Here is a 2,515-nt window from a genome sequence, read left to right as displayed (position 1 = left end):
ACGTTCACGCGCGCGCGATGACAATCGCGGCATGGACGCACTTCTGAACCCGCAAACAGGCGGATATACCGGCACGCAGACGACGACGCTCGCCAACGCCGTGTATATCCGCCTCGCCACGCCGCTCGGCTCCTGGTGGGCTGCGCCCGACGTCGGGTCGCTGCTGCACACGCTGGCGCGCGAGAAAGACACGCCCCGCGTGCGCGGCCTCGCTGTTCAATACGCCGAGCAAGCGCTCGCCCCGCTGGTCAAGGATGGTCGCGCGAGCAAGGTGACGGTGTCGGCCACGGCGGGCGAAAAAGGCTGGCTCGTTCTGCTCATCGAAGTGTATGACGCGACGGGCAACGTCCAGCACTTCCAGCATCCGGTCAAGGTGTCGTGATGCCGGCGACCGTTCTCACTCTCGACCAGGTCCGCGCGAACATTCTGCGCGAGATCAAAAACCAGCGCCCGGACGCCGACGTCAGCGACGATTCAGATCACTACGTGCGTGCGAGCGGCACGGCCAGCGCGGTCGAAGGTCTGTATGCGCGTATCGCCTGGACGGCGCGGCAGATTTTCCCGGACACGGCCGACGAAGACTATCTCATCCTGCACGCGCGCCTGCGCGGCATCGATCGCAAGTCGTCCGTCGTCGCGAGTGGCACTGCACGCGCCAAGGGCAAGCCTGGTGTCCAGATCGCCAGCGGTCTGAGCGCGAAATATCAGGACGGCACCGCCTACGTGACGACGAGCGGCGGCACGTTTGATGCGGATGGAAATCTCGTCGTGTCGGTAGCGGCCGTCGACGCCGGCACCATCGGGAACCGCCAGGACGGCGATACGCTCACGCTCACCGTGCCACCGATCGACGTCGACGCGACACTGACCATCGTGACGCTGCGCGGCGGGACGGCAATCGAGACGCTCGATAGCCTGCTCGCACGCCTGCTGCAACGCATCCGTCGTCCGGCGGCAGGTGGCAACAAATACGACTACTGGCAGTGGGCGATGGAGGTGCCGGGTGTTACAGCGGCGTTCGTCTATCCGCTGCGTCGCGGACTCGGCACGGTCGATGTTGTGATCGTGACCGGGGATGGTTTGCCGTCTGACGATGTGTTGAAGGCTGCGCAGACACACATTGACGATCAGCGTCCCGTGCGGGCCAAGGATACGCGTGTCGTCGTGCCGTCGATCAAGTCGTATGACGTCTTGGCCGCCGTCAAGCTGAATGGAATCACGCTCGAGGCGGCCCAGGCTGCGGTGCAATCTGGACTCAACGCGTACAACGCGGTCGTATCGCCAGGCGACACGGTCATTCGCAATCGCATCGGCGGCGTCATCAACGACACGCTCGGCATCGACGACTACGTGCTGGACAGTCCAGTTGCTAACGTCGTCCCGGTAGTCGATGCGCAGGTGATCGAGTGGTGCCGCCTCGGCAATTTGACGTTGAGGCCGATGGTATGAACGAACACGCCGAGTTGCTCGGGCGTCTTCTCCCGCCCGTCTCATACGACGCTCGCGAGCCGCTTCTCGCGGCAGAGCTGACGGCCGACGGGAAAGCGCTCGATCGTGCGCTCGCCGACGCCGACACGATCGTGAACGGCATCACGCCGTTCTTCGCGCAGCAGCTTCTGCCGGATTGGGAACGCGTGTGCGGCATCACACCGGCCGTTGATGCCACGTTGCAGCAGCGCGTGTCGACCGTCGTTGCGAAGGTCAACGAGACCGGCGGCATGTCGATTCCGTATTTCACGCGCCTCGCGGCCGCGCTCGGCTATCGAATCGAGATCATCGAGCCGGACCCGTTCCGTGTCGACGAAGGCAGGATCGGCGAGGCGATCTGGATCGAAGACATCGTCTACGAATGGGGCGTGATCGTACACGGCTCGCCTTCGCTCGAAATCTACTTTCGCGTCGATGAGAGCGCGGTTGGCGAGCCGCTGCTGACGTTCGCCGACCCCATTCTCGAATCCGTGTTCCAAGACCTGAAGCCGGCCGACACGTTCGTCTACTTCATCTACCAGGAAGAGTAACCATGCAGCGAATCAACACACCGGACGGCAACTGGCATGCGGGCGATCCTTCGCAAGGAATCAAGGGAACGGTCGTCACACGGCAATACATGCAAACCGTCCAGGAAGAGTTGGCGGCCGTTCCCGAAAGCGTCGGCATGAAGCTCGATCCCACCGACAACAAGCAAATCCTCAAGGCGGTCCAGAAGATCGTTGGAGATGCCAGCGCCAACTATCAGCCCAAGCTCGACTACGTGCCCGTGCAGCAAGGTACGGGCGCAGGCCAGGGACAGAATGCGGTGAAGATCGGTTGGGCGAAGGATGGCTCTGGCCTTAGCGTGACGGTCGACTCGAACGATCTCGGCCTGCTCGCATTTGCGAGCCAGCTCTCCGCGTATGCGTCGAAGGATTGGGTAAAGGGATACGCTGTCAACAAGGCCGGCGACACGATGACCGGCACGCTGACGATTGAGGTGCCGGGTGGATACAGCGGTGTAGTTCTCAGTGCGAGCGGTTAC

General features: G+C 63.0%; 3 protein-coding genes and 1 pseudogene. All 4 read left to right on the top strand.

The window, feature by feature from the left end:
• Positions 1-382: phage GP46 family protein (locus WS49_RS26285; protein ID WP_257127798.1), on the top strand; the 382-nt coding region annotated here is incomplete at its 5' end.
• Positions 382-1,449 (top strand): baseplate J/gp47 family protein, encoded by a 1,068-nt coding sequence (locus tag WS49_RS26280; protein ID WP_059534799.1) that lies wholly within the window; start codon positions 382-384, stop codon positions 1,447-1,449. The genes WS49_RS26285 and WS49_RS26280, both read left to right, overlap by 1 nt.
• A complete protein-coding gene (locus WS49_RS26275; RefSeq protein ID WP_059534797.1) occupies positions 1,446-2,018 on the top strand; it encodes a YmfQ family protein in 573 nt (190 codons plus the stop codon). The genes WS49_RS26280 and WS49_RS26275 overlap by 4 nt, the downstream gene beginning before the upstream one ends.
• A gap of 2 nt (positions 2,019-2,020) precedes the next feature.
• Positions 2,021-2,515, top strand: a pseudogene (locus WS49_RS26270) (hypothetical protein); the annotation flags it as partial.

Origin of the sequence: Burkholderia sp. RF7-non_BP4 (assembly GCF_001521935.1) — a bacterium.
Taxonomy (GTDB): domain Bacteria; phylum Pseudomonadota; class Gammaproteobacteria; order Burkholderiales; family Burkholderiaceae; genus Burkholderia; species Burkholderia diffusa.
This window is presented reverse-complemented; position numbering and strand designations above follow the sequence as displayed.